Annotated in this window: 29 protein-coding genes and 1 tRNA gene; 19 read left to right on the forward strand and 11 right to left on the reverse strand. The window is 73.4% G+C overall.

Features of this window, described 5'->3' with window-relative positions:
• Positions 1–84: 84 nt before the first annotated feature.
• Positions 85–1,464, forward strand: coding sequence for a glycine betaine/L-proline transporter ProP (gene proP / locus CP982_RS13650; protein ID WP_184925050.1), 1,380 nt, complete (start codon positions 85–87; stop codon positions 1,462–1,464).
• 110 nt (positions 1,465–1,574) lie between these two features.
• Entirely contained in the window at positions 1,575–2,246 is a 672-nt protein-coding gene (locus tag CP982_RS13655; protein ID WP_150510779.1) for an O-methyltransferase, read from the forward strand.
• Between the two features lie 19 nt (positions 2,247–2,265).
• On the opposite strand, the gene CP982_RS13660 is transcribed toward CP982_RS13655, so the two are convergent.
• The gene (locus CP982_RS13660; protein ID WP_030678808.1) at positions 2,266–2,658 is read right to left on the reverse strand and encodes a hypothetical protein; all 393 of its coding nucleotides are present in this window, start codon (positions 2,656–2,658) and stop codon (positions 2,266–2,268) included.
• 78 nt (positions 2,659–2,736) lie between these two features.
• Between CP982_RS13660 and CP982_RS13665 the strand changes: the two genes are divergently transcribed.
• The gene (locus CP982_RS13665; RefSeq protein WP_150510780.1) at positions 2,737–3,141 is read left to right on the forward strand and encodes a DnaJ family domain-containing protein; all 405 of its coding nucleotides are present in this window, start codon (positions 2,737–2,739) and stop codon (positions 3,139–3,141) included.
• A 54-nt stretch (positions 3,142–3,195) separates the two neighbouring features.
• On the forward strand, positions 3,196–3,513 hold the full coding sequence (locus CP982_RS13670; RefSeq protein WP_150510781.1) for an antibiotic biosynthesis monooxygenase family protein: 318 nt from the start codon (positions 3,196–3,198) through the stop codon (positions 3,511–3,513).
• A 130-nt stretch (positions 3,514–3,643) separates the two neighbouring features.
• Here CP982_RS13670 and CP982_RS13675 read toward each other — a convergent pair whose 3' ends face one another.
• Positions 3,644–5,695: an MFS transporter gene (locus tag CP982_RS13675; RefSeq protein WP_150510782.1), complete on the reverse strand. Its 2,052-nt coding sequence runs from the start codon at positions 5,693–5,695 to the stop codon at positions 3,644–3,646.
• 276 nt (positions 5,696–5,971) lie between these two features.
• On the opposite strand from CP982_RS13675, the gene CP982_RS13680 reads away from it, so the two are divergent.
• Positions 5,972–6,745 (forward strand): peptidoglycan-binding domain-containing protein, encoded by a 774-nt coding sequence (locus CP982_RS13680; RefSeq protein WP_229878902.1) that lies wholly within the window; start codon positions 5,972–5,974, stop codon positions 6,743–6,745.
• A gap of 42 nt (positions 6,746–6,787) precedes the next feature.
• Here the strand turns inward: CP982_RS13680 and CP982_RS13685 are convergent, their stop codons facing one another.
• Both CP982_RS13685 and CP982_RS13690 read right to left on the reverse strand, forming a co-directional pair.
• Positions 6,788–7,453 (reverse strand): HAD family hydrolase, encoded by a 666-nt coding sequence (locus CP982_RS13685; protein ID WP_150510783.1) that lies wholly within the window; start codon positions 7,451–7,453, stop codon positions 6,788–6,790.
• Between the two features lie 229 nt (positions 7,454–7,682).
• Positions 7,683–8,261 (reverse strand): TMEM165/GDT1 family protein, encoded by a 579-nt coding sequence (locus tag CP982_RS13690; protein WP_150510784.1) that lies wholly within the window; start codon positions 8,259–8,261, stop codon positions 7,683–7,685.
• Positions 8,262–8,746: 485 nt separating this feature from the next.
• On the opposite strand from CP982_RS13690, the gene CP982_RS13695 reads away from it, so the two are divergent.
• From CP982_RS13695 to CP982_RS13710, 4 genes are all read left to right on the forward strand, one after another.
• Entirely contained in the window at positions 8,747–9,394 is a 648-nt protein-coding gene (locus tag CP982_RS13695) for an HNH endonuclease family protein (RefSeq protein WP_150510785.1), read from the forward strand.
• Between the two features lie 76 nt (positions 9,395–9,470).
• Positions 9,471–11,090: an alkaline phosphatase D family protein gene (locus CP982_RS13700; RefSeq protein ID WP_150515465.1), complete on the forward strand. Its 1,620-nt coding sequence runs from the start codon at positions 9,471–9,473 to the stop codon at positions 11,088–11,090.
• Positions 11,091–11,252: 162 nt separating this feature from the next.
• Positions 11,253–13,196, forward strand: a complete 1,944-nt coding sequence (locus CP982_RS13705) for an FAD/NAD(P)-binding protein (RefSeq protein WP_150510787.1) — start codon at positions 11,253–11,255, stop codon at positions 13,194–13,196.
• Between the two features lie 107 nt (positions 13,197–13,303).
• The gene (locus CP982_RS13710; protein WP_150510788.1) at positions 13,304–13,759 is read left to right on the forward strand and encodes a DoxX family protein; all 456 of its coding nucleotides are present in this window, start codon (positions 13,304–13,306) and stop codon (positions 13,757–13,759) included.
• Between the two features lie 89 nt (positions 13,760–13,848).
• Here the strand turns inward: CP982_RS13710 and CP982_RS13715 are convergent, their stop codons facing one another.
• Positions 13,849–14,424 (reverse strand): superoxide dismutase family protein, encoded by a 576-nt coding sequence (locus CP982_RS13715; protein ID WP_150510789.1) that lies wholly within the window; start codon positions 14,422–14,424, stop codon positions 13,849–13,851.
• Positions 14,425–14,695: 271 nt separating this feature from the next.
• On the opposite strand from CP982_RS13715, the gene CP982_RS13720 reads away from it, so the two are divergent.
• Positions 14,696–15,301 (forward strand): DedA family protein, encoded by a 606-nt coding sequence (locus CP982_RS13720; protein ID WP_150510790.1) that lies wholly within the window; start codon positions 14,696–14,698, stop codon positions 15,299–15,301.
• A gap of 156 nt (positions 15,302–15,457) precedes the next feature.
• Here the strand turns inward: CP982_RS13720 and CP982_RS13725 are convergent, their stop codons facing one another.
• The gene (locus CP982_RS13725; protein WP_150510791.1) at positions 15,458–15,679 is read right to left on the reverse strand and encodes a DUF2277 domain-containing protein; all 222 of its coding nucleotides are present in this window, start codon (positions 15,677–15,679) and stop codon (positions 15,458–15,460) included.
• 265 nt (positions 15,680–15,944) lie between these two features.
• Between CP982_RS13725 and CP982_RS13730 the strand changes: the two genes are divergently transcribed.
• Positions 15,945–16,232 (forward strand): hypothetical protein, encoded by a 288-nt coding sequence (locus CP982_RS13730; protein WP_150510792.1) that lies wholly within the window; start codon positions 15,945–15,947, stop codon positions 16,230–16,232.
• A 116-nt stretch (positions 16,233–16,348) separates the two neighbouring features.
• Positions 16,349–16,888, forward strand: a complete 540-nt coding sequence (locus CP982_RS13735; protein ID WP_150510793.1) for a hypothetical protein — start codon at positions 16,349–16,351, stop codon at positions 16,886–16,888.
• 356 nt (positions 16,889–17,244) lie between these two features.
• Here the strand turns inward: CP982_RS13735 and CP982_RS13740 are convergent, their stop codons facing one another.
• The 3 genes from CP982_RS13740 to CP982_RS13750 form a co-directional block, all read right to left on the reverse strand.
• The gene (locus CP982_RS13740) at positions 17,245–17,442 is read right to left on the reverse strand and encodes a hypothetical protein (protein ID WP_150510794.1); all 198 of its coding nucleotides are present in this window, start codon (positions 17,440–17,442) and stop codon (positions 17,245–17,247) included.
• Positions 17,439–17,915, reverse strand: coding sequence for a hypothetical protein (locus tag CP982_RS13745; RefSeq protein ID WP_150510795.1), 477 nt, complete (start codon positions 17,913–17,915; stop codon positions 17,439–17,441). Before CP982_RS13745 ends, CP982_RS13740 begins: the two co-directional genes overlap by 4 nt.
• A gap of 105 nt (positions 17,916–18,020) precedes the next feature.
• Positions 18,021–19,223, reverse strand: a complete 1,203-nt coding sequence (locus CP982_RS13750; RefSeq protein ID WP_150510796.1) for a helix-turn-helix domain-containing protein — start codon at positions 19,221–19,223, stop codon at positions 18,021–18,023.
• 82 nt (positions 19,224–19,305) lie between these two features.
• On the opposite strand from CP982_RS13750, the gene CP982_RS13755 reads away from it, so the two are divergent.
• The 3 genes from CP982_RS13755 to CP982_RS13765 all read left to right on the forward strand — a co-directional run bounded on the left by CP982_RS13755 (position 19,306) and on the right by CP982_RS13765 (position 21,243).
• On the forward strand, positions 19,306–19,971 hold the full coding sequence (locus CP982_RS13755) for an HAD family hydrolase (protein ID WP_150510797.1): 666 nt from the start codon (positions 19,306–19,308) through the stop codon (positions 19,969–19,971).
• 214 nt (positions 19,972–20,185) lie between these two features.
• Positions 20,186–20,758, forward strand: a complete 573-nt coding sequence (locus CP982_RS13760) for a hypothetical protein (protein WP_150510798.1) — start codon at positions 20,186–20,188, stop codon at positions 20,756–20,758.
• The gene (locus CP982_RS13765; protein ID WP_150510799.1) at positions 20,755–21,243 is read left to right on the forward strand and encodes a hypothetical protein; all 489 of its coding nucleotides are present in this window, start codon (positions 20,755–20,757) and stop codon (positions 21,241–21,243) included. Before CP982_RS13760 ends, CP982_RS13765 begins: the two co-directional genes overlap by 4 nt.
• A 300-nt stretch (positions 21,244–21,543) precedes the next feature.
• Here CP982_RS13765 and CP982_RS13770 read toward each other — a convergent pair.
• A tRNA-Val gene (locus CP982_RS13770) sits at positions 21,544–21,615 on the reverse strand.
• 192 nt (positions 21,616–21,807) lie between these two features.
• Here CP982_RS13770 and CP982_RS13775 point away from each other — a divergent pair.
• The 4 genes from CP982_RS13775 to CP982_RS13790 all read left to right on the forward strand — a co-directional run bounded on the left by CP982_RS13775 (position 21,808) and on the right by CP982_RS13790 (position 25,850).
• Positions 21,808–22,611, forward strand: coding sequence for a DUF4097 family beta strand repeat-containing protein (locus CP982_RS13775; protein ID WP_150510800.1), 804 nt, complete (start codon positions 21,808–21,810; stop codon positions 22,609–22,611).
• 81 nt (positions 22,612–22,692) lie between these two features.
• Positions 22,693–24,141, forward strand: coding sequence for a coiled-coil domain-containing protein (locus tag CP982_RS13780; protein ID WP_372503355.1), 1,449 nt, complete (start codon positions 22,693–22,695; stop codon positions 24,139–24,141).
• 57 nt (positions 24,142–24,198) lie between these two features.
• Entirely contained in the window at positions 24,199–24,870 is a 672-nt protein-coding gene (locus CP982_RS13785; RefSeq protein WP_150510801.1) for a bifunctional 4-hydroxy-2-oxoglutarate aldolase/2-dehydro-3-deoxy-phosphogluconate aldolase, read from the forward strand.
• Positions 24,867–25,850 carry a sugar kinase gene (locus CP982_RS13790; RefSeq protein WP_268255467.1) on the forward strand — a complete coding sequence of 328 codons (984 nt, stop codon included), beginning with the start codon at positions 24,867–24,869 and terminating at the stop codon, positions 25,848–25,850. Before CP982_RS13785 ends, CP982_RS13790 begins: the two co-directional genes overlap by 4 nt.
• On the opposite strand, the gene CP982_RS13795 is transcribed toward CP982_RS13790, so the two are convergent.
• On the reverse strand, positions 25,847–26,056 hold the full coding sequence (locus tag CP982_RS13795; protein ID WP_150510802.1) for an FmdB family zinc ribbon protein: 210 nt from the start codon (positions 26,054–26,056) through the stop codon (positions 25,847–25,849). The two genes, CP982_RS13790 and CP982_RS13795, sit on opposite strands and share 4 nt — an antisense overlap.
• Between the last annotated feature and the right edge of the window lie 89 nt (positions 26,057–26,145).

A 26,145-nucleotide genomic window follows, 5' to 3' on the forward strand; every position in this document is an offset into this window, starting at 1 on the left:
TACACCTATGGTCGTCGACTTGTGTCCTTGTCGTCGATCGAAAGGCAGGCGAGCGAGCCCTTGCCGAACGCCACCACCGTCGCTGTGAGCAAGCAGTCGGCGCCGTCCCCCGCGGGACCCGGCGCCGCGCGGGCCCCCGAGCCCACCGTCACCGACCCGGCGCTGGTCAAGCGCGCCGTGAAGGCGGCCGCACTCGGCAACGCGATGGAGTGGTTCGACTTCGGCGTCTACAGCTACATCGCGGTCACCCTCGGCAAGGTCTTCTTCCCGTCCGGCAATCCGACCGCGCAGCTCCTCTCCACCTTCGGCGCCTTCGCCGCGGCCTTCCTGATCCGGCCGCTCGGCGGCATGGTGTTCGGGCCCCTCGGCGACCGCGTGGGCCGCCAGAAGGTGCTGGCCCTCACCATGATCATGATGGCGGCCGGCACGTTCGCGATCGGCCTGATCCCCTCGTACGCCACGATCGGCGTCTGGGCGCCCGTCCTGCTCCTGCTCGCCCGCCTCGTGCAGGGCTTCTCCACCGGCGGCGAGTACGCGGGCGCCTCCACCTTCATCGCCGAGTACGCCCCCGACAAGCGGCGCGGCTTCCTCGGCAGCTGGCTGGAGTTCGGCACGCTCGCGGGCTACATCGGCGGCGCGGGCCTGGTCACGCTGATGACCGCGCTCCTGTCGACCGACGACCTGCTGTCCTGGGGCTGGCGCATCCCGTTCCTGATCGCGGGCCCGATGGGCCTCATCGGCCTCTATCTGCGCATGCGCCTGGAGGAGACCCCGGCGTTCGCGGCCCAGCTGGAGCGGGCGCACGCCGACGAGCGCACCCGCGGCAAGGTGGGCCTGCGCGAGATGGTGACCGGTCAGTGGCGCACCCTGCTCCTGTGCGTGGGCCTCGTCCTGGTCTTCAACGTCACCGACTACATGCTCCTTTCGTACATGCCGACGTATCTGACCAGCGAGCTGAAGTACGACGAGACGCACGGGCTGCTCGTGGTGCTCGCCGTGATGGCCCTGATGATGTGCGCCCAGCCGTTCGTCGGCGCGCTCACCGACCGCGTCGGCCGCCGTCCCGTCATCGCGGCGGGCTGCGCCGGCTTCTTCGTCCTGTCCGTCCCCGCCCTGCTCCTGATCCGCGACGGCTCCCTGTGGGCCATCGGCCTCGGCATGGCGGCGCTCGGCCTGCTCCTGGTCTGCTTCACGGCCTCCATGCCGTCGGCCCTCCCGGCCCTCTTCCCGACGAAGGTCCGCTACGGCTCGCTGTCCATCGGCTTCAACATCTCCGTGTCCGTCTTCGGCGGTACGACTCCGCTGGTGGTCACGGCGCTCATCGGGGCCACCGGGGACGTCATGATGCCCGCGTACTACATGATGGCCGCGGCCGTCGTGGGCGGCTTCGCCGTCTGGCGCATGACGGAGTCCGCGGGCCGCCCGCTGCCGGGCTCCCCGCCCGCGATCGAGCCGGGGGCCTGACCCCGCGCGGCCGCGCGGGGCGGTGCCGCTGGTTTTGGGGTGGTGCCGGACGGGGGAGCCCACCGGCAGGGCACACCGCCCCACGCCACCCCCGCACCGAGGAGCCCCCTGTGACCGCCCACCCCGCCTGGACCACCGTGGACACCTACTTCGCGGACCTCCTCGTCCCCGAGGACGAGGCCCTCACCCATGCCCTGCGCGCAGGCGAGAGCGCGGGCCTGCCCCCGATCAGCGTCACCCCCACTCAGGGCAAGCTCCTGCACCTGCTGGCCCGGCTCACCCCGGCCAGGCGCATCCTGGAGATCGGCACCCTCGCCGCCTACAGCACCATCTGGCTGGCCCGGGCCCTGCCCGCGGACGGCCGCCTCATCACCCTGGAGTTCGCGCCGGCCCACGCCGACGTGGCCCGCGCCAACCTCTCCCACGCGGGCCTGGACAAGGTCACCGAGGTGCGCACGGGCCCCGCCCTCGACTCCCTGGCCGCGCTGCACGCCGAGGGCGCCGCCCCCTTCGACCTCGTCTTCATCGACGCGGACAAGGCCAACAACGCCCGCTATCTGGAGTGGGCCCTGAAGCTGACCCGGCCGGGCGGCCTGATCGTCCTGGACAACGTGGTCCGGGGCGGCGGGGTCGCCGACGCCGCGTCGGACGACCCGGCGATCCGCGGCACCCGCGAGGCCCTGGAGCTGATGGCGAGCCACCCGGACCTCGACGGCACGGCCGTGCAGACGGTGGGCGCCAAGGGCTACGACGGCTTCGCCCTGGCCCGGGTGCGGTCCTGAGCCTGCGCCGGGGCGGGGCTCAACCCTCGTGGTAGAAGCCCACGTTCACGCTCCGCGGCCCCGACCGGTCCTGTACGACGATCTCGCCGGAGCCGCCCCGCGGCAGCGGCGCCGCCCCTCCGTAGGCGAGCGGCGTCGCCGCCCCGTGGGCCAGGAGACGGACCTCGGACGCCGGGTTCGGCTGGGAGCCGCGCAGCCAGGTGACGGTCCAGGTGCCGTCGGGGCCGCAGCGGAACTCCAGGTGCGTACGGGAGACGAACAGCCAGTCCTGCGGCGGCACGAGGCCGCACACGCTGCCGTCGCGGCCGACCAGCAGCACCGCGCCCGGCTCGCTGGGGGCCTCCGCCATCGTCATGCCCGCGGTCGCGCCCGCGTCCGCACCCGACACCGTGGCCATCGTGAGCTCCAGCATCTCCGCACCCCCATGGTTTCGGACACTCGCGCGCATCCTAGCCTCGCCGCCCCCGAGCGCCTTCGGGACAATGGACCCATGACGGAGCGGAAACCACCCGGTGTGAGTTTCGAGTCCTGGATCGACCGGCAGATCCGCGAGGCGGAGGAGCGCGGGGACTTCGCCGCGCTGCCGGGGCGCGGCCAGCCCCTGCCCGACGACGCGAACGCGGCCTACGACGAACTGTGGTGGGTCAAGCGGAAGTTGGCCCGCGAGGGCATGTCCGTCCTGTCGCCGACGCTGGCCCTGCGCAAGGAGGCGGAGGACGTCCTCGCGGCCGCGGCCGACGCTCCCTCCGAGCGCGTGGCACGCCGCCTGGTGACCGAGCTGAACGAGAAGATCAGCGAGGCGCTGCGCAGGCCCCCGCCGGGGCCGCCGCTCGGGCTGCGCCCGTACGACGTGGACGAGGTGGCGCGCGAGTGGCGCGATCGGCACGCCGGCTGACCCGTGCCGGGGGCCTCACGCCGCGCTGACGAGGCCGTAGGCGAGGATGGCCGCATGAGTATCGTGAAGATCAACGTCCTGAACGTGCCCGCCGAGCAGCGCGAGGTCCTGGAGAAGCGCTTCGCGTCCCGCGCGGGCACCGTCGAGAACTCGGACGGCTTCGAGTGGTTCGAGCTGCTCCGCCCGGTCGAAGGCACGGACGACTACCTGGTCTACACCCGCTGGCGCGACGAGGCGGCCTTCCAGGCGTGGATGGAGGGCCCGATGAAGGCGGCCCACCAGGGCGGCGGCGACCGCCCGAAGCCCGCCGCGACGGGCAACCAGGTCTGGTCCTTCGAGGTCGTCCAGCAGGCGTCCCCGAAGCAGGCCTAGAGCACCCCGTATAGGGCGCGGACCTGGAGCGCCCCGTAAGGGGCGCGGGGAACTGCGCGACCAGCCACAACGAACCCGCAGTCGGCCGACGGCCCGGCACGGAGAGGCGCGCAGGCGGCACGGCCCTACGTCAGGGCCGTGAGACACGCACCGGGCCCCGCGGGCGCTCGGCGTTCGAGCCGCACATCTCCGCGCCCAACTCCTCCACGAGCTGCCGCAGGTCCGTCGGCCGGCCCGGGCCCCACCAGTCGCCGAGCAGCTCCGCGAGGGACTCCTCGCGGGCCTCGGCGAGGCGGGCGGCGACCTCCCGGCCCTCGGGGGCGAGCCGCAGGCCGAGGCCCTCGCGCACCGCGAGGCGGCGCTCCTCCAGCTGGCGCGCGGCCTGGGTGATGACGGTCAGCGGCACCATGCTGCGCTCGGTGAGCGTCGCGGGCTCCACGTGCCCGTGGCGGCTGATGCGCAGCAGCAGCCAGCTCGCGGCGGGCAGCAGGTCGTACCCGGCACGGCGGGTGATGTCCTCGTAGACCGCGCGCCGCCCCTCCCGCGAGCCGAGGACGGACAGGGCCCGCGCCACCTCGTCGTACGAGGACCGCTGGACGGGGTTGCTGGCGAGCGTCTGGGTGGGGTCGGGCGCGGTGACCGCGCCGCGCAGCTTGTCCTCGCGCAGGAACCAGGCGAGCACGAAGGCGACGAGCGCGACGGGGGCCGCGTACAGGAAGACGTCGGTGATCGAGCTCGCGTACGCGTCGACGGCGCCGGGCCGCAGCCCGGGCGGCAGCTCCGCGATGCCGCGCGGGTCCGCCTGGAGCGAGTCGGCGCTGACGCCGGGCGGCAGCTGCTGCCCGGCGAGGGCCGCGCCGAGCTTGTCGCCGAGCCTGCTGGTGAACACCGTGCCGAAGACCGCGACGCCGAAGGAGGCGCCGATGGACCGGAAGAAGGTCGCGCCGGAGGTGGCGACGCCCAGGTCCTCGTAGCCGACGGCGTTCTGCACGATCAGCACGAGCACCTGCATGACGAGGCCGAGCCCGAAGCCGAAGACGAAGAAGTACGCGCTCATCTCGAAGGTCGGGCTGTCCGGTTTCAGCTGGTGCAGGAGCAGCAGGCCGAGCGCGGTGACGCCGGTGCCCACGACGGGGAACACCTTCCAGCGGCCGGTGCGGCTGACGATCTGGCCGGACGCGGTCGACGAGATCAGCATGCCGACGACCATCGGCAGCATGTGCACGCCCGACATCGTGGGCGACACGCCCTGCACGACCTGGAGGAACGTCGGCAGGTACGTCATGGCCCCGAACATCGCGAAGCCGACGACGAAGCTGATGACGGCGGAGAGGGTGAAGGTGCGCACCCGGAAGAGCTTCAGCGGGAGCACCGGCTCCGCCGCCCCGCGCTCGACCACGACGAAGCACGCGCCGAGCGCCACGCCGAGCACCGCGAGCCCGATGATCTGCGGGGAGCCCCAGCCCCAGGTGGTGCCGCCGAGCGAGGCGACGAGCACCAGGCAGGTGGCGACGGAGGCGATGAGGAAGGTGCCGAGGTAGTCGATGGTGTGCCGGGCCGAGCGGGCCGGGATGCGCAGCGCGGTGGCGATCACGACGAGCGCGACCACGCCGACGGGCAGGTTGACGTAGAAGACCCAGCGCCAGCTCAGGTGCTGGGTGAACAGGCCGCCGAGCAGCGGCCCGAGCACGCTGGTGGCGCCGAAGACCGCGCCGAACAGGCCCTGGTACTTGCCGCGGTCGCGCGGCGACACGATGTCCCCGACGATCGCCATCGACAGGACCATGAGCCCGCCGCCGCCGAGGCCCTGGAGGGCGCGGAAGGCGATCAGCTCGGACATGTTCTGGGCGGCGCCGCACAGCGCCGAACCCGCCAGGAAGATCACGATCGCGAGCTGGAAGAGCTTCTTGCGGCCGTACTGGTCGCCGAGCTTGCCCCACAGCGGGGTGGCCGCCGTGGCGGCGAGCAGATACGCCGTGACGACCCACGACAGGTGCTCCATGCCGCCGAGGTCGCTGACGATCGTCGGCAGAGCGGTCGAGACGATGGTCTGGTCGAGGGCGGCGAGCAGCATGCCGAGCAGCAGCGCGCCGATGGAGACCAGTACGTTGCCGGACACGTGTTCGCCGGGCCCCGCCCCGTGCTCCGGCCCGGACGGACGGGCGCTCACGTCCTGCGTCATGGACACCTCCCCGGGTGCTCCTCCTCTCCATCGTGGGCCGAGTCACCCGTTATGGCCTGTTGAGCCGTACGGCTGCATACTCCTGGGGAGCTCTACGGGGCCGCCGAGGGAGGGGAGCACCCAGTGAGCGAGCAGCACGGGAGGCCCATGGGGCCCGAGGAGCCGGTCTTAGGGGCCTGTGAGACGCCTGTGGGGGCGTGTTGCCCCCGCTGCGGCAGATCGCGTGCGCCGGGTGGTGCGCCCGCGTGCGGATGTGCGCGCGAGACCGCGGAGGCGGTGCGCGAGACCCGTTCCGCACAGGCGGCGGCCGCCGAGGACTTCGATCCGCTGCGCATCCGGCCGTACGTGACGCTGCCGGAGCCCCAGGTGCCGCTTCCGGCCCTGTCGTCGGCTCCGCCGCCACCGGCCGCCCGGCGGGACCCGGCGCGGGCCGCCGGGGAGCGGGGCGCCGTGCGGACCTCCCGCAGACGGGCCCGCCGGGGCCGTACGACCCTTCTCGCGGGGGCGGGGGCGCTCTTCGCCTCGGCGGCCGTGTTCGCCACCGGCATGCTCTCCGAGGGTGACGGGGGCGGCTCCGACCGGGCCCTTCCGGACACCACGGCGAGCACCGACGACGACCCGCCGCCGGAGGAACCGGCCGCGCGCGTGTCGGCCGAGCCCGTGCACAGTCCGCCGCCCCGCCCGACGCCGAGCCGCGCGCTGCCCTCGCCCTCGGCGTCCCCGACGCCGTCGGCCTCGCACTCCCCCCGGCCGCTGCACGCGCCCGCCACGTCCCCGACGCGCACGACGGCCCGCGCCACCGGCACCGTGTCCTTCCCGCCGTCCCCGCCGCCCGTCCTGCGCCTGGGCGACCGCGGCCCGGAGGTCACCGAACTCCAGCACCGCCTGCGCCAGTTACAGCTGTACGCGGGCCCCGCGGACGGCGCCTACACCCCCTCACTGGCCCAGGCGGTGGCCCGCTACCAATGGACCCGAGGCATCACACAGGACCCACCCGGCGCCTACGGCAAGGCAACCCGCAGATCCTTGGAAGCGGAGACCGAGGCGTAGCGCCCCGAAGGGGCGCGGGGAACTGCGCGCCCAGCCACAGACTCACAGGGAGCCGAAAGACAGCCGAAGCACCCCATCCGCCCCGGCGGCGACCCGGACCTGGGTGAGGTCGTCGACGCACACGGTGGGCCCGTACTCGGCCGCCCGAGGGCCGACCCCGACGACCCGCATACCCGCGGAGCGCCCCGCCGCGATCCCCGCCCCCGAGTCCTCGAAGACGACGCAGTCCTCGGGGTCGACCCCGAGTTCGGCCGCGCCCTTGAGGAAGCCCTCGGGGTCCGGCTTGCTGGCGCCCACGCTCTCGGCGGTGATCCGTATCGCGGGCATCGGAAGGCGCGCGGCGCCCATGCGCCCTGTGGACAGGGCGACGTCGGCGGAGGTCACCAGGGCGTGCGGGAGCCCGGCGAGCGAGGCCATGAAGGCGGGGGCGCCGGGCACCGGCACGACGCCGTCCAGGTCGGCGGTCTCGCGGGCGAGCATCTCGCGGTTCTCCGCGTGGTTCTGCTCCACGGGCCGGTCGGGCAGCAGCAGCGCCATGGAGGCGTGCCCCTGGCGGCCGTGCACGACCTTCATGACCTCGTCCGGGTCGAGCCCGTGCCGCGCCGCCCAGTCGCGCCAGCAGCGCTCGACGACGGCGTCGGAGTTGACGAGGGTCCCGTCCATGTCCAGGAGGAGGGCTCGGGCGGTCAGTTCGGTCACGGCCGTCATCGGCGTACTCCAAAGGCGAAGGGGACCCGCACACGCGTCGAGAGAACAAGGCGGCCCCGCCCGCCGGTCAGGGAGTACGGGCGGAGCCACTTTGTTTCTTCACGGTACAAAACAAGTCCCACAAGCGGCAACAACGCAGGTCAGACCCCTATCAGCGGCCCCATCAGGGGGTATGAACCCCACCAGCCCTACTCGCCCTACCAGCCCCACCGGCCCCATCAGCCCCGCCTCAGGCCACCGCCTCATAGAGGCTCCACAGCCCGAGTGCCAGCATCAGGAGTGCCGCGATCCTCGTGATGAGGCCCAGCGGCACCCGCTTCATCAGCGCCTTGCCGCCGACGATGCCGAGTCCGGCGACCGCCCAGAGCGCGAGCACCGCGCCGATGCCGACCGACAGGGGGTCGTCGTAGCGGGCGGCCAGGTTCGCCGTCATGATCTGCGTCAGATCGCCGAACTCCGCGACCAGGATGAGCATGAAGCCCGCCCCCGAGACCCGCCAGAAGCTCTGGTCCCTGGGCGCCTTGACCTCGTCATCGTCGTCGCCCTTCTTCATGAGCAGCATCGCGGCGCCGCCGAGGAACAGCACGCCGGTGATCGCGTGCACCAGGCGCTGCGGCGCGAGCGTCAGGACGCTGCCCGCGGCCACGGCGAGCACGACGTGCACCGCGAACGCGGCGGCCACGCCCGCGAAGACGTAGCTCGCGCGGTAGCGGGTGCCGAGCACGAGCCCGGCGAGCGCGGTCTTGTCGGGCAGTTCGGCAAGGAAGACGACGCCGAAGACGAGCGCCGTCACACTCAAGCTGATCAAGGTTCCTCAATCGGTCGGGCCACCCCACCGAGAGCTCGCAGCACCCTTCGCGTACGACACCTCGGCACGGCAGCGCACACGGGCGCACACGGATGTGTGCGCGGGCACTGCTTGCCGAAGGTCTCGCTGGCCGCCCGCCCCGCGGGCCGCCTCCGGGCGCCGGCCCAGCTTGCGCTGAGCAGTATGTCGACGGTCCGGCGAAGAGCTACTCCCCTTCTGCTCCGGCCATCGTACGTGATCCCCCCGGGCCCGCGAACAGGGACTTTGGTCCGATCCGGGACGCCGCGCGGGGTGAGCCGGGTCACTTCGGAGCAACTCCCGCCGCGCCGTGTACACATGACAAGCCGTGACATACCGCCGAAGCCCTTGCCCCGGCCACCCTTTTGACGCGACCCTGTCACCGCGCGCACACCTGCTGGCAACCCCACACCGCCAGCCTGTCCACGCCCGAGTGGTCAACGTCCCCCCACCTCAAGGGAGTTCGCATGCCCGGAATCTACGCGCGTCGCCGCCTCACGGCCCTGGCCGGCGCCGCCGCCCTCGCCTGTGCCGCCACCCTCCTGTCCGGCTCCCCCGCCCAGGCCGCGCCGCCCGCGCCGGTCGGCGCCGACACCGCCCGCACCTACCTCGGCCAGCTCACCGTGCGCGCCGAGGGCTCGTCCGACGGCTACAGCCGGGACAAGTTCCCGCACTGGAGCACCCAGTCCGGCGCCTGCAACACCCGTGAGGTCGTCCTCAAGCGCGACGGCGAGAACGTCCAGCAGGACGGCAGCTGCGCCGCCGTCTCCGGCACCTGGAAGTCCGCGTACGACAACGCCACCTGGACCCAGGCGTCCGACCTCGACATCGACCACGTCGTGGCGCTGTCCGAGGCCTGGAAGTCCGGCGCCAACTCCTGGACCCAGTCCCAGCGCCAGGCCTTCGCCAACGACCTGGGCCAGCCCCAGCTCATCGCGGTCACGGACAACGTCAACCAGGCCAAGGGCGACAAGGACCCCGCCGAGTGGCTGCCGCCGGTCTCCTCGTACCACTGCTACTACGCGCGCATGTGGGTGGACGTGAAGCAGCACTACAACCTCACCGTCGACCCGGCCGAGAAGAGCAAGCTCGCCTCGATCCTGAACGGCTGCTGACGGCCGCCTCGCCGGAACCGTCCCACCCGCCTCCGTCGTTCCGTACCGTACGGGGCGACGGAGGAGAGTGATCACTGTGGCACGGCTGCGTCTGGGCCCCCTGCTGAGATACGTCGACGGGCGGACCGCGACCGTGTGGGTCGAGGCCGACCGGCCCTGCACCGCCGAGGTGCGGTGCGCGGACGGCGCGGGCGGCTCGGCCCGCACCTTCCAGGTCGCCGGGCACCACTACGCGCTCGTCCCGGTGACCGGACTGAGCCCGGGCACGGAGACGGCGTACGAGGTGACGCTCGACGGGGGCACCGTCTGGCCGCTGCCCGGCAGCCCCTTCCCGCCGAGCACGCTGCGCACGCCGCCGGACGACCGGGAGGACGTCCGCGTCACCTTCGGCTCCTGCCGCTGGGCCGCGCCGCCCGCCGGGGAGCACGACCCCGTGGGCCCGGACGCGCTCGACGCCCTCGCCGCGCGCATGGCCGCCGACCCTGCCGCCGAGCGCCCGGACGTCCTGCTGCTGCTCGGGGACCAGGTGTACGCGGACGAGGTCTCCAAGGCCACGCGCCGCTGGCTCGCCGCACGGCGCGACCTGTCGGAGCCCCCGGGCGACGAGGTCGCGGACTATGAGGAGTACACCCACCTCTACTACGAGTCCTGGCTCGACCCCGAGGTGCGCTGGCTGCTCTCCACGGTGCCGAGCTGCATGGTCTTCGACGACCACGACGTCATCGACGACTGGAACACCAGCGCCTCCTGGCTCGCCGAGATGCGGGCCACGCCGTGGTGGGGCGAGCGCGTCCGCAGCGGACTGATGTCGTACTGGGTCTACCAGCACCTGGGCAATCTGCCGCCCGCAGACCTTGAGCGCGACGAGCTGTACGCGGCGGTGCGCGCGACCCCCGACGGCACGGAGGAGCTGCGCGCCTTCGCCGCCCGCGCCGACACCGACCCGGCGGCGGTCCGGTGGAGCTACCGCCGCGACTTCGGCCGGGTGCGCCTGCTCATGATCGACACGCGCGCCGCCCGCGTCCTGGCGGAGGACCGGCGCGCCATGCTCGACCCCGACGAGGCGCGCTGGCTGCGCGAGCAGGCCCTGGACGGCGCGTACGACCACCTCCTGATCGGCACCTCGCTGCCCTGGCTGCTCCCGCACCTCATCCACGACGCCGAGGGGTGGAACGCCGCGCTGTGCCGGGGCGAGCGCGGCGCCCGCTGGGCCCGCTTCGGCGAGGACCTGCGGCGGCGCGCGGACCTGGAGCACTGGGCGGCGTTCCCCGCCTCCTTCACCGCGCTCACCGAGCTGATCGCCGAGGCGGGCTCGGGCGCGGACGCCCCCGCGACCGTCCTCGTCCTGTCCGGCGACGTCCACCACGCCTATGTGGCAGAGCCCGCCTGGCCCGAGGGCCCGGCACCCGATGCCCGGGTCCTCCAGCTCACCTGCTCGCCGGTGCACAACTCCATCCCCGCCTCGATACGCGTCGGCTTCCGCTTCGGCTGGAGCCGCGCGGGGCGCGCCCTCGGCCGGCTCTTCGCCCGCCACGGCCGCCTCGCCCCGGCCGGGGTGCGCTGGCGCAGGACGGGCGGCCCCTGGTTCGGCAACCAGCTGATGACCCTGACGATGCGGGGCCGCGACGCGGAGCTCCGTCTGGAGCAGGCCCGGCGCGGCCGAGGCCTGACGACCACCGCCTCCCGGAAGATCTGACGCGACCCCGTCCGGCGTTCGGGGGCGGGCACGCAAGCGCGACAAACCGGGGGTCCGGGGGCGAAGCCCCTTGGTTTCGGGAAGGCACGGGTCCGGGGCGTCCCCGCGAGGCATGATGCGGACCGTCCGCTTCCTGCACCTCATCCGTCAAGGGAGTCACGCTTGCCTGCCGTAGCCATCGTCGGCGCGGGTCCCCGCGGCACCAGCGTCCTGGAACGCCTCTGTGCCTCGGCCGCCGAACTGCTCGCCCCCGGTTCGCGGATCACCGTCCACGTCGTCGACCCGGCGCCCCCGGGCCCCGGCCGGGTCTGGCGCACCGGCCAGGCGCCCGAGCTCCTGATGAACACCGTCGCCTCCCAGGTGACCCTGTTCACCGACGCGAGCGTCGACTGCGCGGGGCCGGTCAGACCGGGGCCGAGCCTGTACGAGTGGGCGGCGGACGGGCACATACCCGGGCTCGGCCCGGACGACTATCCGACGCGCGCCGCCTACGGCCGCTATCTGGAGTGGGTGTTCGCCCGGACGCTGCGCGCGGCCCCGGACGCCGTGCGCGTCGTCGCCCACCTGGCCCGCGCGACCCGGCTGTCCGAGACGGCCGACGGCCTCCAGACCCTCGTGCTCGACGACTCCCGCGCCCTGCCCGGCCTGTCGGCCGTCGTGCTCGCCCAGGGCCATCTGCCCGCGGCTCCCGCCGCCCCCGGCGACCCGCTGAGGAGCCTGTCGGAGCACGCCGCCCGCCACGGCCTGCGGCACGTTCCGCCCGCCAACCCGGCCGACGTCGACCTCTCCCCCCTCGCCCCGGGCGAGCCGGTCCTCCTGCGCGGGCTCGGCCTGAACTTCTTCGACCACGTGACGCTCCTGACCGAGGGCCGCGGCGGCCGCTTCGTCCGCGCGCCGGGCCGCCCGCCGCGCTACCTGCCGTCGGGCAACGAGCCGCGCCTGTACGCGGGTTCGCGGCGCGGCGTGCCGTACCAGGCGCGCGGGGACAACGCGAAGGGCCCCTACGGACGGCACGAGCCCGCCGTGCTCACCGCCGATGTGATCGCCCGTTTCCGCAAGCGCGCGGACAGCGGGGACGCGCCGGACTTCCGCGGCGAGGTCTGGCCGCTGGTGGCGAAGGAGGTGGAGACGGTCTACTACGGGGCGCTGCTGAGCGCCCGTGGCACACCGGGGCGGGCGCGGTCCTTCCGCGACCGCTTCCTCGACGTCCCCCACCGAGGCCCCGAAGAGCCCCTGCTCCTGGACGCGTTCGGGATACCGGAGGCCGACCGCTGGTCCTGGGAGCGGCTCGCGCGCCCGTGCGCGGGGCGGGCCTTCGGTTCGCCGGGCGAGTTCCGGGCCTGGCTGCTCGGCCATTTGCGCGCGGACGCGGCCCAGGCCGCGCTCGGCAATGTCGCGGGCCCGCTGAAGTCGGCCCTCGACGTCCTGCGCGACCTGCGCAACGAGCTGCGGCTCACCGTGGACCACGGCGGCATCACGGGCCGCTCGCGCCGCGACCACCTGGACGCCTGGTACACCCCGCTGAACGCCTTTCTGTCGATCGGCCCGCCCCGGCGCCGCGTGGAGGAGCTGACGGCGCTGATCGAGGCGGGCGTGGTCGAGGTCATCGGGCCGCGCCTCGAAGTGCGGACGGAGGACGGGGCGTTCGTCGCGCGCTCGCCGGACGTACCGGGCTCCGGGGCCCGGGTGACGACCCTGGTGGAGGCACGGCTCCCGGAACCCGACGTGCGGCGCACCGGGGACGCGCTGCTCGCGGGTCTGCTGCGGTCCGGGCAGTGCCGCCCGCACACCGCCGACGGCCACGAGACGGGCGGCCTCGACGTGACCGTGCGCCCCTACCACCTGATTGACCGTCAGGGGCGGCCGCATCCACGGCGGTTCGCGTTCGGGGTGCCCACGGAGGGCGTGCACTGGGTGACGGCGGCCGGGGCGCGCCCCGGCGTCGACTCGGTGACCCTCTCGGACGCGGACGCGGTGGCACGTGCCGCGCTGCGGGCCGCGGCAGCTTTCCCCGGCACACCCCTGGCCTCCGACGCTCCCCAGGCTCCAAACTTGGTCCAGACCCCCGACTTGGTACAGACCAAAGCGTCTTCAGCATTCTCATGAAAGACTCAGATGTTGAAGTTGCAAGTACTACTTAGGCCCACCTAATCTTGAGGCTTCGCGATCGGTTCACGTCCCCAAACCGAACAAGACCGAAGGAGTCCCCCACCATGACTGAGCGTCTGAACAGCGCCCAGCCCTATGCCCTCGGCCTCTTCCGCATCGTCGTCGGCCTGCTCTTCTTCTGCCACGGCGCCGCCTCGCTCTTCGGTGCCTTCGGCGGCACCGACGGCAACGGAGCCACCATCGACGCGGGCACCTGGCCCGGCTGGTACGCGGCCGTCATCCAGCTCGTCGGCGGCGCCCTCGTCGCGCTGGGCCTCGGCACCCGCGCGGCGGCGTTCCTCTCGTCCGGCTCGATGGCGTACGCCTACTTCAAGGTGCACCAGCCGGAGGCCCTGTGGCCGATAGAGAACGCCGGAGAGGCCTCGGCGATGTTCTGCTGGGCCCTGCTGCTCCTGGTCTTCACCGGCTCCGGGGCGTTCGGCCTCGACCGCGTCATCGCGGCGGCCCGCGGCGAGCAGAAGACCGCGGCGGACTCCGACCGCACCCCCATCGCGGCCTGAGCGCGCCCCCGCACACGCGCATGACGGTGCCCCCGTACCCGTGAACCGGTACGGGGGCACCGTCGCGCGCGGACAGGACGGACGGGCCGCTATCCCACCGGGGGCGGAGCGAACGGCACGCTGAAGCACGCGAGCCGGTCTCCCGCGCCGCCCTGCTCGCGGTGGAGCACGACCGCCGCGGCCTCACCGCGCCGGAAGCCCCAGTCGTGGAGGGCGGACGCCTTGCCGGAACCGCTCTTGCCCGCGGTGAAGTCCAGCCAGACCTCGTTCTCCGGGTTCATGGGGCCCGGTTCGTTCTGATAGTGCGGGCCGGCCGCCGCCGGGTCCGCGCCGCACGGCTTCTGGTGCACGTGCACGCCGTAGGCGTAGCCCGGCTCCAGACCCTTCACGCGCAGGGAGACGCGCGTGCCGCGCTGATCGCTGCGCTGCGTCACCTCGATCCACGAGGCAGCGGGCACGAGCCGCTGGTCGTACGTGATCGCGGAGGACGGCACGAAGGCCGTCGGCGGTGCGAACCGCCCCTCCGCGCGGACCTCCACGCTGTCCGACGCGCCGGTTCCGGTGTGCTCCGATGCGCCACTTCCGGTGTGTGCGGTGCCTGCGACCGTTCCGGCCGCGGCGAGAACAGCCGCCGCGACAGCCGATGTCAGCACTCCTGCCACCATGGCCAAGCTCCTCGTATCGCCAGGTCAGGCCCCTTTGGGGCGCTCTGTCACTGTTCGTACGGGCCGCCCACCACCGTACGCCTGGGCCGCGAAGCCCGCCGCGTGAACGACCGACCGCCCGGTGAACGTGACGTAGCGAACACCTGAGCCCCCAGTGGATCTCTGGGCGATCCCGCGGCGTACGCTGTACAGCTGTCATCAGGCCGCCACCCGCCGCTCCCCGCATATCGCGGCGATGAGTTGCCGACCGGGGAGCTACGGGGAGATTCGGGTGTTTGAGAGTGTGGGGGCGCTGACCGCCAGTCCGTGGATCTACGCGGTCGTGGCCCTCTCCGTCCTGTTCGACGTGTTCCTGCCGCTGCTGCCCAGCGGCGTCCTCGTCATCACCGCGGCCACGGCCGCGGCGGCGGCCAGCTCCGGCACGGGCCGGGTGCCGCAGGACGTACCGGACATCCTGCTCCTGATGCTGTGCGCCGCGACCGCGTCCGTGCTCGGCGACCTCGTCGCCTACCGCGTCGCCTGGCGCGGCGGGGAGCGCCTGGACCGGGCCATCGCCCGCTCCCGGCGCCTGACCAGCGCGCAGGAGCGGCTCGGCACGGCCCTCTCGCGGGGCGGCGGCGTCCTCGTCGTCATCGCGCGCTTCGCCCCCGCCGGGCGCTCGATCGTCTCCCTCGGAGCGGGCGCGGCCCACCGCCGCAAGCGCGACTTCCTGCCCTGGTCGGCCCTCGCGGGCGTGGCCTGGGCCGGCTACAGCGTGGGGCTCGGCTACTTCGGCGGCCAGTGGCTCGGCGCGACCTGGCTGGCCACGGGGGTCTCGGTCCTGGCCCTCTTCGCCGCGGGCGCGGGCGCGGCCTATGTGGTGCGCCGCCCCGCGTAAGGGCTTTTCCCTCCCCACCCACCCGCCCTTCCATCGCGCTGACGCGCTCGTCCTCAAACGCCGGACGGGCTGGAAGTCCCCGGCGCGAGCCGTGGGTATTCAGCCCGTCCGGCGTTTGAGGACGAGGCGCGGAGCGCCGAAAAGGCCGGGCGGGGGCTATCCGGCCTTGGCGCCGCGTACCTCCAGGCCCCCGAGCAGCTCGGCCGTGGCTGCGGCGACGGCGGCCACGGCCCGGTCGAACACCTCCTGGTTGTGCGCGGCGGGCGCCCGGAACCCGGACACCTTGCGTACGTACTGAAGCGCGGCCGCCCGGATCTCGTCCTCGGTGGCCTCCTCGGCGAGCGCGGGCGGGCGAAGGGTCTTGATGCTGCGGCACATGCCTCCAGGGTGCCACCGCTTCGGGGAGCGGGTTTCGGGGCCCGAGGCGGTGGATACCCGGGTGAGGCCCAAGCGTGCCCACGGAGCATTGACAGGCACCGGCGGCGGGCGTTGACTCGCCCGTACGAAGGCCCGCTGAGCCCATGTCCGACCCCGCGATCCGCGGTTCGCGCTCCGGAGCCGCCCCCGCTTCGCGCTGCGCGGGCCCGTCCCTGTCCCTGAAGGTCACGCCCGGCCCCCGCGTCCAGCGTGCGGAGGTACATCCATGATTGTCCTGACGATCGCCCTGCTCCTGGCCCTGATCGCCCTCGGCTTCGACCAGCCCCTGCTGTGGCTGGTCGCGGCGGGAATCGCCTACTTCCTGATCCGCCGCCACGACCGCGCCGCGGTCAAGGGCGGCATGAGCGGAGCCAGGAGCGGCGGCGGTGGCGCGGGCGGCGGCATGAGCACGCCCGCCTCGTACCGCGACTACCGCATCCGCCGGTCCCGCCAGGAGCGCTGGGACCGCAGGTACCGCCGTACGCACCCGTCGGCGCAGCACCGCCGCAAGTAGCCCGCGTCACCGGAACCGGTAGGACTACTCACCGTCGCGGGTGAAGCGACGCTTAGCCGCGCCGCCACCGGGGAGTCTGCGCACGCACCGTGCCGAGCCCACCCCGGGGAGCCCCCATGCGCCTGCGCGCCCTCGTCTCCGTACCGCTGTCCGCCGTCCTGGCGGGCGCCCTCGCGGCGGGGTGCGCGTCCCCGGCGCCGCGCCCGCCCGCGCCGTCCCCCGACGACGTCATCAAGGCGGCGCAGCAGCGGCTCACCGACGGCTGTCTGAGCCGCAGGGGCCTCACCCCGCCCCGGCCGGGCGACCGCCGGCCGGCCACCGCCGAGCGGGAGCGCGTGGCCCGCGCCCTGTTCGGCACCGGCCGCACCGAGCTGTCCCTGACCCTTCCGACGGGCCACTCGGTGGGCGCGCACACCGACGGCTGCCTGGCCGCCGCCCAGCGCGCGTTGTACGGCGACCAGAAGCGCTGGTTCCAGGTGTCGACGGTGGTGAACAACCTCAAACCGGAGGCCGCACACGCCGACCGGCCGCTCGCCGAAGTCCGCGCGAGCCACCGCGCGGAACTGGCCCAGTGGCGCCAACTCCGCACCCGCGCCCTGAAGAACGCGGAGACCGTCCTGACCCGGAACCCACCGACGGCCCCCCGGGGGTCCTGAGGATCTCCCCTAGAGGCCGTCGGTGCGGTGCAGAACCCGGTGGGCACGGCCGGTTTCGAACCGCCGACGCGCGCGGTGCGGAGGGTGGCGTCGGTGTCGCACTGCCCAACCGCGCAGGCCGCGCAGGCCAGGAGGTGGTCGTTCCAGGCCACGTACGTGGAAACCACCTGGCTGTGGGCGGCGTAGCAGGGGCGGCAGGCCTGCGGCCACCAGCCGTCGGAGCCGCCGAGGTCGACGCGGTCGCCGTGCCGGAGTGTGCGGGGGCACCAGACGCGGGCGTTGCCCTGGACCTGCTGCACGCTCAGGGCATGCCCTTGGGCCACGAGGACGTTCAGCAGGCGCGACGCTGGGGGCGCTCACCCGGCCCTCGGCGGGCAGAGCCGCCGAACCGCTGTGCGCCAGGCGCGCAGGTTCCCCCGCAGGTACTTGCCCGCCCCGCACGGCTTCCCCCTCCAGCTCATGCCGCAGCGAGGGCAGCTCCACAGGTGATCCAGATACGCGACGTACGCGCGCTCGGCGACGGCCTCCAGCGGGTGCGGATCGGCGCTCGTCATCCGCCCACCGTCCTGAGCGGGCTCGCCGTGGCGAGCAGGGTGCGCAGGTGTCGGGTGTCGCACAGGGCTCCGGGGTGCGGGGGCAGCACCACCCAGCGGGAGAGCACCGTCGAGTGGCCGGGGCGGGGGACGCCGAGATAGGTGCCGGTGGTGAGGCGCTCGTCGGGGCCGTCCCAGTCGGCGTCGGGTGCGACGAGCACGTAGTACGGGCTCATCCTGCTGCGCAGGTCGCGGATGACCGGGCCGTCGAGCCAGGCCCGCAGGGCCGTCGCCACGACGCCCGGCTCGTCGCTGGCCGCCGCGGCATAGACGCGCTCGGCCGACACGCGGATCGCGTCGAAGCGGCGGCCGAGCGGGAGCAGCGCTATGCCGTGCCTCTCCCACTCCGCCCAGGCGTTGGCCGGTCGAGGGTCGGTCTCCGCCAGCCACTGTGCCGTGGCGAGCGACAGTCGCCTGTCCTCAAGCGTGGTCATCGGAGCCCTCACAGTCGCGGGTGATCTGAATCACTTCTGCGACCGTAGGCAGTCTCTGCCGGGTTCACCCGAACTGACAGCTCGGGTGAACCACAGGCTCGCCAGCTACACGAGGCCCATCCGTACAGCGAGCTGCTCAGCCTGCCGTGCGTGCATCGCCCGGCCCCGGCGGATCACCGTCAGCACTATCTGCCGTGCAAGCGGGTTCCGGGCCAGGTCTTCCGGTGCGACGGCTTCCAGGCCGAGCAGGGAGAGAAGAGCGGCAGCGTCATCCCGGCGCTGGCTGTGGCAGGCCGCTACTTCCAGGCCGAAGGTGAACTCTCGCTCCAACGAGACCAGCGGACTCGTGTCGATGGCGTCCGCTGTGTGCAGTGCCTCGCTGGTCTCGCCTGCTTCCATGTCGATGGACAGGGCGTGCAGTGCGACATTCGTCGGCCCGAACACGGTCCAACCGACGTTGCTGCCGTCAGGCACTGCGCGCGCCGCCGGCACGGCGTGTTCGAGCAGCCGCTTTCGCGCCTCATCCCAGCGGCGCCGACGGGCCGCCCCGACCACGGCCACCAGTTGTAGCGCGCCTTCCATCGCCTGGCGCTTCTCCTGCGGCACCGGGGCGGCAGCGACGCGCTCGGCCGCGCGCAGCGCCAGTTCCTCCGCTTCGGCAGGCTGGTTGGCAGCGAGGAGTACGTGGCCCAAGTTCCACTGTGCCGTGGCGATGCGCAGCGGGTCGTCGGCGTCCTCTGCGGCCCGCATCGCGCGGTCTGCCGCGAGGGTCGCGAGGTCGACCCGCCCGGTTCGACGCAGATACGAGCGGAGCAAGCAGTACAGATCGGCGGCGGTGCGCAAGACAGCGCGCCGTTCGTCGGCATCGGAGCCCGCGCGTGCCGCGCGGGTGGCGTGCTCGACGTCGGCGACCAGTTCAGGCAGCGTCGTGGCGGCGGTGCTGAACCGGTCGCCGCTGGTCTGCCAGGTGTGCCACGCGGTCTCCACCCGGTCCCTCAGCACGTCCGCCGTCACGGGCTCGGTGCTGCGCGCGGGCCCGTAGCCGAGGAGCGCACGCCCTACGGCAGCCTCAGCGCTCTCGGCCGACTCCTCATCGGGCGGCGGCCGGTCGGAGAGCAGGGCGACGGCAGGAACACCCAGCTCCTGTGCGAGGGCGTACAAGACAGGCAGCGATGGCACCTTGAGGCCCCGCTCGATCTGGGACAGATAGTCCGGAGAGATTCCGACCAGCCCTGCGACGGCGTCCTGGCGACGCCGTCCTCGGTAGTGCCTGATTCGGTCCCCGATGGGGAGGTCCGGTGCCACCATCTGCCCACTCCTCGCTCACTGCTCCCGAGCGTAGGGTGCCCGCTACGTGGGGACACGGGAATCCACTGAGAGAGGGGACGCCGTGCCAGAGCTGGTGCTGTGGGACATCGACCATACGCTGATGGCCACGCGAGGCCTCGGACGTGAGCTGTGGGCGCAGGCCTTCCACAAGGCCACGGGAGTCGAGCTGCGGGAGCAGGCCTCCGTCACCGGTTCGACAGAGCGCGTCATCCTGCGGGAGACCGCGCGCCTGCACGATCTCTCCTACAGCGACGAGCTGTTCGAGCCGTTCGCCTCGGCTCTGGGGGCAGTGCACGTCCAACGGGCCGCAGACCTGCGCGAGCACGGCCACGCGTTGCCTGGAGCCGCCGCTGTCCTCGCCCGCCTCGCGAACCAGGGGGTACGTCAGACCGTGGTGACAGGCAACGTCCGCGCGGCCGCAGAGGTCAAGCTGGCCGTCTTCGGCCTCGACGCGTACCTGCTTCTTGAGGACGGCGCGTACGCCGAGGACGGGGAGGAGCGAACGGAGTTGCTGCGTGCTGCCCTGAACCGATCCACCGTTCGGCCTGAGGACGCAGTGTTCCTGGGCGACACGCCTGCAGACGTTGAGGGCGGGCTGGACGTCGGGGTTCGGACGGTCGCCGTCGCCACGGGCTGCACCTCAGCAGCCCAACTCCGTGGCTTCGGTGCCGATGCCGTACTGGAAAGCCTGGAGGACACGGACGCTGTGCTCGCCGCCATCGCCTGACGAACAGCCGTGGTCTCGGTACTGGCCAGACCGAGTCGACGGCGTAGCCCTTTGCCAGCGCTGCCGCCTACGCTGGCAGGCATGTCCCCCAACCCCAGCCCCCGGGCCGCGGCCTGAACCCCACGCCCAGCAAGGTCAGGCTCCTTGGAACAGCCCCGCGCCCGGCCCGAGTTCGGCATGGTGGACCCCGATCCCTACGCGGAGAGGAGCAGCCATGTGGACCACGGAGGAGTACGGCACGAGCCACGAGGGCTGGGCCGGAGCCGTGCTCGCGGACGGCTCCGAGCCCAAGAAGGCACGCATCGACCCTGGCAGCGGTCCCAGCTTCCACGAGACACGCGAGTGGTGGGCCTACAGCGGCACCCTGGGCCGCCCGCGAGCCACGCGGGCCCGCGGCGCCTGCTCCTGCGGATGGCGCGGGGAAACCGAGTACCCCATCGACTGGGACCAGGTCGATGCCTACACGGAAGACTTCCCCTCGCCCGAGCCGCTCTTGGACTGGGAGCGGCACATCAACGACGTAGCGGCCCGGACCGTCCCTCTCCCCACCGAGCTGGCAGATCTGATCGAGCAGATCGACGGCCAGCTGACGCGCCTGGTTCAGGACGCACCGCTGGCTGCCCTGAAGGCGGTCATCGTCCTGGAGGGCTTGACCAAGCGGGTTGCCCGCGACTCCGCCAGGCGTGCGGAAGGCGACGGCCTTTCAGGCGAGACACTGGGGCAGGCACTCGGCCTGTCTCCGGACGCCGCTGAGTCGCGGCTGCTGGGGTATCACCTCCGCTCATGACATGGGTCGCACTGCTGTCTACCGTTGTGGGAGCCATGGTTGGTCTGGGCTCGGCTCTGCTGTCGGAGAGCCTGCGCTGGAAGAGGGAACACAATGACCGGCGGCTCAGCGCGCAGAGGGAGATCTACGTTGCCTACCTGAGCGCTTTACATCGGGCTAGCCAGTCCCTGCGCGCAGTCTCACTGGGCGACCACTCGGAAGATGTCCCGCGACATCTGGCCGCCAGGGCGGCCATGCGCGATGCGGAGCTGGTTGAAACCCGGGAGCATCTTGTGCTCACCGCCCCAGAGACAGTCGTCCAGGCAGCAGACGCTGCATTCCAAAGTCTGCGCGTCCTACGCGTCCGCATCGCTCAAGGCCAGGGCATGGGCTCCCCTGAGTACGAGGCCGACCTGGCGACCTACAACCTTCACCTCCAGGTACTGCGCAACGCCATCCGGGAGGAGCTGCAGGTCGGCTCCCTACGCAGCGAAATCACCCTCTGACGAGATACGCCTCGGCCGGTGACCCGCAGACACGACGAAACCCCCTTGCACCCGAAGGCGAAGGGGGCCGTGCGCCACGGAGGCGCCCATCCGGCACGAAGGACATTGAAAGCACGTACGAGCATGTGACGCCGGAGATGCGCAGGCACCGTCTGGATAGCCTGGAGGCCCGGTGGCGGCTCGGGCAGCGGGTGGCGCGCCGGGCCGGGACGTGAGGGCCCGAGAGGATGATCTCCTAAATGATCTACAAAGAGCCCCGTACCGATCTTGGTACGGGGCTCCGCTGCAGGTCAGACCCGGTGGGCGCGGACGGTTTCGAACCGCCGACATTCGCCTTGTAAGGGCGACGCTCTACCCCTGAGCTACGCGCCCGGGACGAGTGGACAGCCTACCTTGCCGGTGGCAGTTCCCCGCACCCCCGTAGACGCCCCCCGACCGGCAGGGGGGATATCCCCACCTCGGATCCGGTAGCGGCCCGGATCCCCCGGGCGCGCTCCGCTTCCTACTGTTCGGAGTGTGCTCGCGGCAGCAGCCGCGAGGGGGTTTCCAGGGGAGAAGACGATCATGACCACCGCCCACAGCCGTCGCCCGGGTCCGCTCGGTCCGCGGAGCCTGCGCGTCATCGCCGGTGTCGGCACCACGGCGGCCGTGCTCGGGCTCGTCACCGCGTGCGGGGCCAGCGCCGACGACGACAAGACGCCGGAGCGGCGGACGTTCAGCCTGCCCGGGCGGACGCTGACCCTCGACTCCGACGACTCCGCGCTGGACGTCGTCGCCTCGGACCGCGTGAAGGACGTACGGGTCACGCGCTGGTTCGACGGGCGGACCGTGCTCGGCGGGAGTCCCAAGGTCACCTGGAAGCAGAGCGCCGATGGCGACAAGCTCACGTTCCGGGTGAAGTGCAGCGGTGTGATCAGCAACTGCTCCGCCAAGCACCGCGTCGTCGTGCCGCGCGGCGTCGCCGTGACCATCCTGAACCACGACGGCCAGGTGACCGCCAGCGGCTTCCGCGACCCCCTGAAGGTGCGCTCGGCCGACGGCAGCGTGACCGTGCGCAACACCAGCGGGCCGCTGGAGCTGCACAGCACCGACGGCTCCGTCCGCACCGACAACGTCACCTCGAAGCGGGTCAGCGCCGACTCCCAGGACGGTTCCGTGCGGCTCGAACTCGACGCCGTACCGGACCGGGTGCGGGCGCGGAGCAAGGACGGGTCCGTGACCGTCGCCCTGCCCGACGCCCGGTACCGCGTGGACACCAAGAGCGTGGACGGCGGCGTCGACGTGTCCGTGCCGCGCGCCGACGACAGCCCGCACCAGGTGTCGGTACGCAGCGTCGACGGCAACATCACGGTGCGCGCGGCGAACTGACCACCCCGTGTGTTCGTCCTCTACCGGTGGGAGAATGTGACACCGGCCGGGCAGGGCGGATGACAGCACGGGAGAGGGACAGTGACGGCGACACCATCGCAGCCGCACAGGTGCGGCACGGCCTCCTCTGCCTCTCCGCCGGTGTTCTCTTCTGCGGGGCGTCGGGGGCTGGGCGCGCCCACGCGGCGGAGCCGCACGGCGTCCCGCCCCGCGCTCCTTCCAGGGTCGCTGACGCTCGCCCTGCTTCCCCTGCTCGTCGCCGTGGCGTCCGCCTCCTTCGCCGGAGGGGGGACCCGGCGGTGGTTCGGGGGGCGCGGCGAGAGTGTGCGGGCTGACGCGCAGGCGGCGAAGGACGCGGCGGCCGCCGCGTTCTACGAGCTGGACTCGGCGCAGCGGGACTTGCGGATCTCGATCGAGACGATCGTCGCGGTGGACTCCTCGCCCGCCGCGCGGCGGGCCGCGACGGACTTCGAGGCGTTCGGGCAGCGCATCGACGAGGTCAGCCACCAGTACATCGGCGCCGTCGACGCGCACGACCTGGACCGGGACGACCTGGAGACGTCCGCCGCCGCCCGGGCGCGCACCGAGCTGACGGCGGCCAAGGACGCGCTCGACAGGACCAAGCAGGACCTCGACCGCTTCTCGCAGGGGCTCGGGCCGCTGCTCGACAAGGCGGAGACGCAGCTGGCCCGGCTCGCCCCCGCCGTGGAGCGGGCCCGCCAGACGCTCCTCGCCGCGAGCAACGCCCTGGACGCGGTGCGCGGCGCGGGCCTGAAGGCCGACGACCTGGCGGGACGGCTCGCCGCGCTCGCGCCCGAACTGACCAAGCTCAACCAGGGCGCGGGGCAGCACGGCGTCCCCGACACGCTGCAGCGCGCCGACCGTGTCGTACGCGACGCGGAGGCCGTCCGCGCGGAGGCCGAGCGGCTGCCCGAGCGGGCCCGCGAGATCGACCGCCGCCTGGTCTCGCTCCGCACCCGCGCCCAGGCCCTGACCACCCGCAGCGAGCAGGTCGAGCCGGTCCTCAGCGAGCTGCGCCGCCGCTTCACCGCGGCCTGCTGGCAGGACCTCCAGCGCGTCCCGGAGCAGGCAGCCGAGAGCGTGCGGCAGGCGGAGACCAAGCTGAAGGAGGCCCAGCGGGCCCGCGAGGAGCAGCGGTGGCCGGACGCGACGGCGCGCCTGTCGACCGTGCGGGCCCTGCTCAACTCCACCGACGAGGCCGTGTCCGCGGCCGGTGACCGGCTGCGCCGCCTCAACGAGGTCTCCAAGGACCCGCAGGCGGAGATCGAGCGCACCCGGTTCGCGGTCCGTGACGCCCAGCGCCTGGCGATGGCGGGCCGCCAGCGCCCCGACCCGCAGCACGCACGGCCGCTGGACGAGGCGGTGGCCCGCCTGGACCGCGCGGTGGCCGCCCTGGAGGGCCGCCACCCCGACTACTGGCAGTTCCTGACCGAGACGGAGGCCGTACGCGCGACGGCGGCGCGGGTGGTCGCGCGGATCCGCGAGGAGCGGGGGCAGGGCGCCGTCTGAACCCCGGGCCCGGTGCCCCGCGTCGGACCGCCCCGGGGGCTGTGCGAGCCTGAGGGCATGACCGAGGGTGTGACCAAGAGTTCGACCGGCGGTTCGGCCACGGGCGCGGCCGGGTTCCTCGCCGCGCTGCGGGCCCGGCGGCTGCTCGCCATCGTGCGCGGCCGCGACCCGGAGGCGTCGTTGCGTACCGTCCTCGCGCTCGTCGAGTCCGGAGTGCCGCTCGTGGAGGTCTCGCTGAGTGGCTCCGGCGCGCTCGGCGTGCTGCGCCGGGCGCGGGCCGAGCTCGGCCCGGACGCGTGGCTCGGCGCGGGCACGGTCCTGACGGCGGACGACGCCGAGGGCGCGGCCGCGGCGGGCGCGAACCTGATCGTGACCCCGGGCCTCGGCGCGGGCGTCGACACCGGCATCGGCCTCGGCCTGCCCGTGCTCGCGGGCGTCCTGACCCCGACCGACGTGATCGCCGCGAGCGCGGCGGGCGCGAGCGCCCTGAAGGTCTTCCCGGCGTCGGCGACGGGCGGCCCCGACTATCTGAAGGCGCTCCGCGGCCCCTTCCCCGACCTGCCGTTCGTACCGGTGGGCGGCGTGGACGCGGCCGCTGCCGAGGCCTATCTGGAGCACGGTGCCGCGGCGGTGGGCGTCGGCTCGCCGCTCGTCGGGGACGCGGCGGACGGCGGTGACCTGGACGCGCTGCGGCGGCGCGCGCGGCGGTTCGTGGAGGTGTGCGCGTGAGCGGGGTGCGCGCGGGCGCGGGCACCGGCCCGGACGTGTTCACCTTCGGGGAGACCATGGCCGCCCTGCGCGGCGAGGGGCCGCTGAAGCTGGGCGGCGTCCTGACCGTGTCCGTCGCGGGGGCCGAGTCGAACGTGGCCGTCGGCCTGGCCCGGCTCGGGCACGACGCGTCCTGGGCGGGCGCCGTCGGCGACGACGAGGCCGGTGAACTGGTCCTGCGGACGCTGCGGGCCGAAGGCGTGGACGTCACGGGCGCCCGCCGCGACCCGCACGCGCCCACCGGCCTGATCCTCTTCGAGCCGCGCCTCCCGGAGGTGACGCGGGTCCACTACTACCGCTCCGGGTCCGCCGGTTCACGGGTCGACGCGGAGGCCGTCGCGCGGGCCTTCGCCGCGACGCCGCCCCGGCTGCTGCATCTGACCGGTGTCACCCCGGCCCTCGGCGAGGCGGCCCGCGCCGCCTGGGAGCGCGTGCTGCGCCTGGCGCGCGAGCACGCCGTGCCCGTCTGCCTGGACGTCAACCACCGCTCCCGGCTGTGGAGTACGGGCGACGCGGCCGCCTTCCTGCGCCCCTGGGTGCCGTACGTCGACGTGCTCGTGGCCTCCGCCGACGAGCTGCCGGTGTGCCTGCCGCCCGAGGGCGAACCGGGCGACGCGCGAGCGGCGGCCGAGCGGCTGCTGCGGCTCGGCGTCCCGGAGGTCGTCGTGAAGCTGGGCGCGGACGGCGCCACGGCTCACGTGGAGGGGGGCGCGTCGTGGCACCGCCCGGCGGTGCCGGTGCGCGTCGTCGACACCGTGGGCGCCGGGGACGCCTTCGTCGCCGGGTATCTGTCCGCGCTGCTCGACGGGGCGGACGTGCCGGGGCGGCTCGAACGGGCCGTGACCACCGGGGCCTTCGCGGTCGCCTCGCGCGGGGACTGGGAAGGCGCCCCTACGCGGGCGGAGTTGGGCCTGCTCGGCGCGGCCGACGTGCTGCGCTAGCCGCAGCAGCCGCCGCCGCAGCAACCGCCGCCGCCTCCCCCTCCGGCCGGGGCGGGGGCGGCGCCGCCGACCGCCACGGTCGACAGGAGCTTCACGGTGTCCTCGTGTCCGGCCGGGCACACGGCCGGAGCCGCGGACTCCGCCATGGGGCGGCTCAGCTCGAAGGTGTCACCACAGGGCCGGCAGCGGTACTCGTAACGGGGCATGCCCCAAGATTACGCCGCGCCGCGCCCCTGACCCGCCCCCTCCCGAACAAGGGGGCTCCGCATCTCGTCTGCAGGCCGCAGACGAAATC

This window comes from Streptomyces spectabilis, from assembly GCF_008704795.1.
Classification (GTDB): domain Bacteria; phylum Actinomycetota; class Actinomycetes; order Streptomycetales; family Streptomycetaceae; genus Streptomyces; species Streptomyces spectabilis.